Annotated in this window: 5 protein-coding genes and 1 pseudogene; all 6 read left to right on the forward strand. The window is 74.8% G+C overall.

The window, feature by feature from the left end:
* Positions 1-432, forward strand: a pseudogene (locus D1825_RS18115) (hypothetical protein); the annotation flags it as partial.
* Positions 429-1,880 carry a GTPase gene (locus D1825_RS01860; RefSeq protein ID WP_118765797.1) on the forward strand — a complete coding sequence of 484 codons (1,452 nt, stop codon included), beginning with the start codon at positions 429-431 and terminating at the stop codon, positions 1,878-1,880. The pseudogene D1825_RS18115 and the gene D1825_RS01860, both read left to right, overlap by 4 nt.
* Positions 1,881-2,019: 139 nt before the next feature.
* The gene (locus D1825_RS01865) at positions 2,020-2,616 is read left to right on the forward strand and encodes a single-stranded DNA-binding protein (protein ID WP_118765798.1); all 597 of its coding nucleotides are present in this window, start codon (positions 2,020-2,022) and stop codon (positions 2,614-2,616) included.
* A 122-nt stretch (positions 2,617-2,738) separates the two neighbouring features.
* The gene (ettA, locus tag D1825_RS01870; RefSeq protein ID WP_118765799.1) at positions 2,739-4,421 is read left to right on the forward strand and encodes an energy-dependent translational throttle protein EttA; all 1,683 of its coding nucleotides are present in this window, start codon (positions 2,739-2,741) and stop codon (positions 4,419-4,421) included.
* 168 nt (positions 4,422-4,589) lie between these two features.
* Positions 4,590-6,491: a GTPase domain-containing protein gene (locus D1825_RS01875; protein WP_118765800.1), complete on the forward strand. Its 1,902-nt coding sequence runs from the start codon at positions 4,590-4,592 to the stop codon at positions 6,489-6,491.
* Positions 6,488-7,871 (forward strand): GTPase (locus D1825_RS01880; protein ID WP_118765801.1); only part of this gene is annotated, 1,384 nt, incomplete at its 3' end. The genes D1825_RS01875 and D1825_RS01880, both read left to right, overlap by 4 nt.

Genomic DNA, 7,871 nt, shown 5'->3' on the forward strand with positions numbered 1-7,871 from the left:
CGCGACGGTGCCGCGTCGCGCCGGACCGCCGCGGCCGAGCTCGCCGCGCGCGGCTGGACCACGCAGGGTCCTCGCGTCGTGCGCGCGGGCCTGGCGGCGAAGCCGGACGACGAGCTCGCGGGGCGTGCCCTGGCGCGGGTCGAGAAGGGCCGCGCCAAGGCAGTCAAGGCGCTCGGCGAGGACGGGCTGGCCGCCGTCGCGCTGGCCGGCGCCTCCGGGGTGAGCGAGGCATCGGCCCTGCTCGTCGCGCTGCTCGGCCCCACCGGCCAGCGGATGCTCGACGACCTCGTGGTCGACCTCGCCGACCGCGGCATCGCCCAGGCCCGGCTCGAACGCACCGCCGTCGGCGAGATCCTGGCCGACCCCGACCTGGCCGACGACGCGGCTGCCCGGCTGCGGCTGCGGCTGGCCGTCCTCAAGGGGCTGACATGAGCGACTCCGAGATCCTCGAGGCACGCGTCGGCGCGCTCGTGCGCGCGACCGAGCTCGGCGGCACGCGGCTCGACCCGGCCGTCGTCGAGAAGGCGGCCACCGAGCTCGCCGGCGTGCGCGAGCGCCTCGCGCTCGGCGTGGACCACACGGTCGTCGCGCTCGTCGGCGGCACCGGGTCGGGCAAGTCGAGCCTGTTCAACGCGGTCTCGGGCCTGAAGTTCGCCGACGTCGGGGTGCGGCGGCCGACGACTTCGCAGATCACCGCGTGCGTGTGGGGGACCGACGCGGCCGCGCTGCTGGACTGGCTCGGCGTCGACTCCGAGCGCCGCATCGAGCGGGAGAGCGCGCTGGACGGCGAGTCGCAGATCGCCCTGCGCGGGCTGGTGCTGCTCGACCTGCCGGACCACGACTCGATCGAGCCCGAGCACCGCGAGGTCGTCGACCGGCTGCTGCCGCAGGCCGACCTGCTGGTGTGGGTCGTCGACCCGCAGAAGTACGCCGACGACGCCCTGCACACGGGCTACCTGCAGCGACTCGTCGGGCACGAGGCCTCGATGCTCGTCGTGATGAACCAGGTCGATACCGTGCCGCCCGACGTGCGCGACGAGCTCCTGACCGATGTCGGGCGCCTGCTGGTCGCCGACGGGCTGACCGGCGTGCCCGTGCGGGCCGTCTCCGCGCACACCGGAGCGGGCATCAACGAGCTGCGCGAGTCGCTCGCGGCGTCCGTCGCGGGCCGGTCGCTCGCCGCGACGCGCGCGTCGGCCGAGGTCGCCGACGCCGTCGCCGCCGTGTCGTCGCAGGTCGGCGAGCGCGAGCCCGCGGCGCTGTCGGTCACCGGGGTCGTCGACACGCTGGCCGCGGCCGCCGGGCTGCCCGCCGTGGCCGCGGCCGTCGGGGCCGCGAGCAGCGGCCGCGAGGCGACGATGCCGTCGCCCGGGCCCGTGCAGGTGCACTCGGTCGGGCTCGCGCGCTCGGCCTGGCTCGAGCCGCTCACGTCCGGCCTGCCGGCGCGGTGGGCTGCCGACCTGGACGCGCGCGTCGCGCCGGCGGCGGAGATCGGCGTCGCCGTGGCGACCGCGCTCTCGCAGATCACGATCGCCGCCCGCAGGTCGGTCGCCGCGGTGGTGCTCACGGTGGCCGCCGTGGTGCTCGGCGTGCTGGCGCTCATGGTCGCCGCGCTCGCGGTCGGCACACTGGTCGGCGACGGGGACAGCTACGGCTGGGCGCCCGTGGTCGCTGTCGCGCTGGCCCTGGGCGCGGTCGCGTGCATGCTCGGTGCGTCCGCTGCCCGGCGGGCGGCCGGACGGCGACGCGGCGGGGCCACCCTGCGCGACGGGCGCGCCGCGATCGAGGGTGTCGCGCGGGCGCTGATGCTCGAGCCCGCGCAGGAGGTGCTCGGCGAGCACCGCGAGGTGCGCGAGCTGGTCGCGACGGCCCGCGGCTGACGCCGAGCCGACCACAGCCCCCGGTTCTCCACGCCTCGTCCACCGATTCGCGTCCGCGCCCCGCGCGGTGAGGGTGGGACGAGACACGCTCCTTGCCACGAGCCCCGCACCCGCCGGGGCGCCGGCGAAGGAGAGTCAGATGAGCACGCAGAGCCTCGACGTCACCGTGGTGGGCTGGATCGGCAGCGACGTCACCCTGTTCCCGGCCCGCGAGGGCCGCCAGGCCTACACCTCGTTCCGTGTCGCCAGCACGCGGCGGTTCTTCGACCGCAGCACCGGGGCGTGGCGCGACGGCCGCACCGAGTGGTTCCGGGTCAAGGTGTGGCGCACCCTCGCAGTGAACGTCGCTGCGTCCCTGCGCAAGGGCGACCCGATCGTGGCGCACGGCCGGCTGTCCACCGAGGAGTGGGTCAGCGCGGACGGCACGCCCCGCAGCGGGCTCGTGCTCGAGGCGGTCACGGTGGGCCACGACCTGGCCTTCGGGTCCAGCAACTTCCGCCGGACGATCAGTGCGCGTGCCGAGGAGGGGCCGACGGACGTGACCGGGCTGGCCGAGGCGCCCGACGAGGACTCGCCGGAGATCACCGACGGACCGAGCGAGCGATTCGTGCCGGCGGACGCGGTCGCCGACGGGTCCGACGACGGCGACGAGGACGACTCCGACCTGGACGAGCTGCGTGAACCGCAGCAGCACGACGCCGACTGGGGCGCCCGAGAGCTCACCACCAGCAGGTGATCGCCTAGGCTGGGGAACCGGCATCCCGACGCGGGAGCCGGTCGGCGCGTGCGCGCGACCGGACCGGCGCCTCGTCGGGCGACATCCCCAAGCACCCGAGCACCGAGGCGGACGAAGAGCCAGTGGCTGAGTTCATCTACTCCATGTACAAGACGCGCAAGGCGCACGGAGACAAGGTCATCCTTGACGACGTCACCTTGAACTTCCTGCCCGGCGCCAAGATTGGCGTCGTCGGGCCCAACGGCGCGGGAAAGTCCACGATCCTCAAGATCATGGCCGGCCTCGACCAGCCCTCCAACGGCGAGGCGCGCCTGAGCCCGGGGTACACCGTCGGCATCCTCCAGCAGGAGCCGCCGCTCAACGAGAGCAAGACGGTGCTCGGCAACGTCGAGGAGGGCGTCGCCGAGATCAAGGGCAAGCTCGACCGCTACAACGAGATCTCCGCGCTGATGGCCGAGCCCGACGCGGACTTCGACGCGCTGCTCGCGGAGATGGGCCAGCTGCAGGAGGCCATCGACGCGGCCGACGCGTGGGACCTCGACGCCCAGCTCGAGCAGGCGATGGACGCGTTGCGCTGCCCGCCGCCGGACGCCGACGTGACCGTGCTGTCCGGTGGTGAGCGCCGCCGCGTCGCGCTGTGCAAGCTCCTGCTGGAGAAGCCCGACCTGCTGCTGCTCGACGAGCCCACCAACCACCTGGACGCCGAGAGCGTGCTGTGGCTGGAGGCGCACCTCAAGGACTACCCGGGCGCCATCCTGGCCGTCACCCACGACCGGTACTTCCTCGACCACGTCGCGGAGTGGATCTGCGAGGTCGACCGCGGCCGCCTGTACCCGTATGAGGGCAACTACTCGACCTACCTCGAGAAGAAGCAGGAGCGCCTGGCGATCCAGGGCAAGAAGGACCTCAAGCTCGCGAAGCGCCTCAAGGAGGAGCTGGAGTGGGTCCGGTCCAACGCCAAGGGCCGCCAGACGAAGTCCAAGTCGCGCTTGGCGCGCTACGAGGAGATGGCCGCCGAGGCGGACCGCACCAGGAAGCTCGACTTCGAGGAGATCCAGATCCCGCCGGGCCCGCGCCTGGGCTCGATCGTCCTCGAGGCCGCCAACCTGCAGAAGGGCTTCGACGGCCGCGTCCTCATCGACGGCCTGAGCTTCACGCTGCCGCGCAACGGCATCGTCGGCGTCATCGGCCCGAACGGCGTCGGCAAGACGACGCTGTTCAAGACGATCGTCGGCCTCGAGCCGCTCGACGGGGGCAACCTCAAGGTCGGCGAGACGGTCTCGATCTCGTACGTCGACCAGTCGCGCGGCGGCATCGACCCCAAGAAGACGCTGTTCGAGGTCGTCTCCGACGGGCTCGACTTCCTCAAGGTCGGCAACGTCGAGATGCCCTCGCGTGCCTACGTGGCCGCGTTCGGCTTCAAGGGTCCCGACCAGCAGAAGCCCGCCGGCGTGCTCTCGGGCGGTGAGCGCAACCGCCTCAACCTCGCGCTCACGCTCAAGCAGGGCGGCAACCTGCTGCTGCTCGACGAGCCCACCAACGACCTCGACGTGGAGACCCTCGGCTCGCTCGAGAACGCCCTGCTCGAGTTCCCGGGCTGCGCAGTGGTGGTCTCCCACGACCGGTGGTTCCTCGACCGGGTCGCGACGCACATCCTGGCGTACGAGGGCACCGAGGAGAACCCGTCGAACTGGTACTGGTTCGAGGGCAACTTCGCCTCCTACGAGGAGAACAAGGTCGAGCGCCTCGGCGCCGACGCGGCGCGTCCCCACCGGGTGACGTACCGCAAGCTGCGTCGCGACTGACGCACGCACCCAGCAGTCACGACGGGGAGCGCACCGCTGCGGCGGGCGCTCCCCGTCGTCGTCCCCGCGCGTGGCACCTGGCCGCCCGACGGCCCGCACACCCCGCTGGCCAGCGCGGACACGCCGTTCCAACCGGCCGCGGGTCGCCGCACCCCGCACACTGGGCACATGGACGCACACGATCCCCCGCGGCCGGCGTCGGCGCTGACCGGGTCGCTCGAGGACCTGCGCACCCGGCTGACGAGCACCCGGCTGCCGCTCGACGCGCCCGGAGCGACCGCTGCCAGGCGCGAGCTGACCCTCGCGGTCGAGCAGCTCGACGACTACGTCCTGCCCCGGCTCCGGGCCCAGGGCGCGCCGCTGCTCGTCGTCGTCGGCGGATCCACCGGCGCGGGGAAGTCGACGCTCGTGAACTCGCTGCTCGGCGAGCACGTCAGCGTGCCGGGCGTGCTGCGCCCGACGACGCGCTCGCCCGTGCTGGCCCACCACCCGCTCGACGCCCGCTGGTTCAGCACGGACCGCGTGCTGCCCGGGCTGGCACGCGTCACCGCGGACGGACCGCAGGCCGGGGGAGCCCGCGCGCTGCGGCTCGTCGGCACGGACGCCCTGCCGCAGGGGCTGGCCCTGCTGGACGCGCCGGACATCGACTCGGTCGAGGTCGCGAACCGCGAGCTCGCCGCGCAGCTGCTCGCCGCCGCGGACCTCTGGCTGTTCGTGACGACGGCGGCCCGGTACGCCGACGCGGTGCCGTGGGAGCTGCTCATCGCCGCGGCCGAACGTCGCGCGCAGGTCGCGCTCGTCGTCGACCGCGTGGACCCGGGCGCGGAGGCCGTGGTCGGCGACCTGCGCCGCCTGATGGACGAGCACGGGCTCGGCGGCTCGCCGCTGTTCGCGATACCGGAGTCGGCCCTCGTCGAAGGGCTGCTGCCGCTCGAGGCGGTGGGCGAGGTCGCCGCGCACCTGTCCGACCTCGGCGCCGACCCAGACGCGCGCGACGCGGTCGTCGGCGCGACGCTCGACGGCGTCGTCGACGACCTCGTGCGCCGCACGCTGGCGATCGCGGCGGCCAGCGACGCGCAGGTCGAGGCCGACGCCCGCCTGCGGGACGTGAGCCGGCGCTACGCCGATGACGCGGTCGCGCGTGTCGCCGCGGCCACCTCCGACGGTTCGCTGCTGCGCGGCGAGGTGCTGGCCCGCTGGCAGGACTTCGTCGGGACCGGCGAGTTCTTCCGCTCGATCGAGCAGCGCGTCGGGCGCGCGCGGGACGCGGTCGTCGGGTTCTTCCGCGGCAAGCCCGCGCAGGCGCCCGATGTCGAGCAGGCGATCGCACACGGGCTCGAGGCCGTGCTGCTCGACGCGATCGACGAGGCCGCCGAGCGCACGTTCGAGTCGTGGCGCGCGGACCCGGCGGGCGCGGGGCTGCTCGTCGGCCTCGACCTGTCGCGCGGGTCCGGCGCGACGCGCGGCGCCGTCGCCGAGCAGATCCGGCTGTGGCAGGGCGACGTGCTCGAGCTCGTGCGCGAGCAGGGTGCGGACAAGCGGGGGACCGCGCGGGCGCTGTCGTTCGGCCTCAACGGGCTGGGCGTGAGCCTCATGGTGCTCGTGTTCGCCTCGACCGGCGGACTGACGGGCATCGAGGTGGGCATTGCCGGCGGCACGGCAGTCGTCGCTCAGAAGCTGCTCGAGGCGGTGTTCGGCGACGAGGCTGTCCGACGGCTCACGACGAGCGCGCGCGAGCGGCTCGAGGAGCGCGTCCGCGGGTTGCTCGACGTCGAGGCGGCCCGGTACGTCGGCCAGCTCGACGCGCTCGGCACCGCGACGGGCGAGGGCGACGCGCTGCGAGGTGCCGCGGACGCGGTCGAGCGCGCGGCGACCGGCGACCGGAGCAGCCCGACGCCGGAACGGGTCCGGATCGCGACCACCGCGGTCGAGCTGCGGGGCGCGACCCACTGGCGCGAGCACGGCTCGCAGCCGACGGCCGCGGTGCCCGAACAGGTGCCCGAGCAGAAGCACGACGAGGAGAAGCCGAGCCTGTGGCGCCGCATCTTCGGGCGCAGGGACCAGGCATGACGATCGACCTCGCGGCTCGCGCCCAGGCGCTCGAGGACGCGCTCGACGCCGCGGACGAGCGGCTCCCGACCGAGCGGGCCGACGAAGCCCGCGCCGTGGTCGCGCACGCACGTGAGCGGGGCGGGCTGTCCGCCGAGCACACGGTCGCGGCCCTCGCGGGCGCCACGGGATCGGGCAAGTCGTCGGTGTTCAACGCCCTCGCGGGCCGGGAGCTGGCCACCGCCGGGGTCCAGCGCCCGACGACCTCGCACGCGCTGGCCGCCGTGTGGGGTGAGGGGGCCGAACCGCTGCTCGACTGGCTCGAGGTGGGCCGGCGCCACGAGATGCCCGAGGCGCGGCGCGGACTCGTGCTGCTCGACCTGCCCGACCACGACTCGATCGTCGTCGAGCACCGGATCCGCGCCGAGCGACTCGTCGAGCGCGCCGACCTGCTGGTCTGGGTCGTCGACCCGCAGAAGTACGCCGACGCCGCGCTGCACGAGCGCTACCTGCGGCCGCTGGCCGCGCACGGCGAGGTCACGGTCGTCGTGCTCAACCAGGTGGACCGCCTCTCCGCGCAGGAGGCGGCCACCTGCCTCGCCGACCTCAAGCGGCTGGTCGCCGAGGACGGGCTGGTCGGCGCGCGGGTCGTCGCGGCATCGGCGCGCACGGGGCAGGGGCTCGACGCGCTGCGCGCGATGCTCGACGAGGCCGCGGCCAAGCGCGAGGCGTCGACCCGGCGCTGGGCCGCCGATCTCCGCACCGCCGCGACCGCGGTCAGCGTCGAGCTCGGTCCGGGCTCACGCCGCGAGCCGGCCCGGCCGACCGCGCGGCTGGTCGCGGGACTGGAGCGTGCGGCCGGGGTGCCGACGGTCGTGAGTGCGGTGCGCGGCTCGTTCCGCCGCGACGCCCACGCCGCGACCGGCTGGCCCGTCACGCGCTGGCTGGGCCGGTTCCGCCCGGACCCGTTGCGCCGCATCGGCCTGCGCACGCCCGCCGCCCGGCCCGAGCTGGCCCGGACCTCGCTGCCGACCGCGACCCCGACGGTCCTGGCTGCGGCCCGGACCGCGGTGCGCGACTACGCCGCCGACGCGACCGCGGGCCTGCCCGACGCGTGGGCGCTCGACGCCCGCCGCCGCGCCACGGAGGCCACCGAGGGCCTGGCCGACGCGCTCGACCAGGCCGTCGCGGGCACGCAGCTCGATGCCGCGAAGCGACCGGCCTGGTGGCGCGCCGTGGGGGTGCTGCAGTGGGTGGTGCTCGGCGTGCTCGTCGTCGGGCTGCTCTGGCTCGCCGTCCTGGCGGTGCTGGACTACTTCCGCCTGCCCCCACCGCCCGTGGCCGAGTGGCACGACTTCCCGGTCCCGACGCTCATGGTGGTCGGCGGGGTCGTCGTCGGGC

The sequence above is a fragment of the Cellulomonas rhizosphaerae genome, from assembly GCF_003470205.1.
Lineage (GTDB): Bacteria > Actinomycetota > Actinomycetes > Actinomycetales > Cellulomonadaceae > Cellulomonas > Cellulomonas rhizosphaerae.

Bases quoted from the DNA above. Each gene is read 5' to 3' on its own strand.
- D1825_RS01860 (WP_118765797.1), top strand. From the start codon at position 429: ATGAGCGACTCCGAGATCCTCGAGGCACGCGTCGGCGCGCTCGTGCGC.
- D1825_RS01875 (WP_118765800.1), top strand. From the start codon at position 4,590: ATGGACGCACACGATCCCCCGCGGCCGGCGTCGGCGCTGACCGGGTCG.
- D1825_RS01865 (WP_118765798.1), top strand. From the start codon at position 2,020: ATGAGCACGCAGAGCCTCGACGTCACCGTGGTGGGCTGGATCGGCAGC.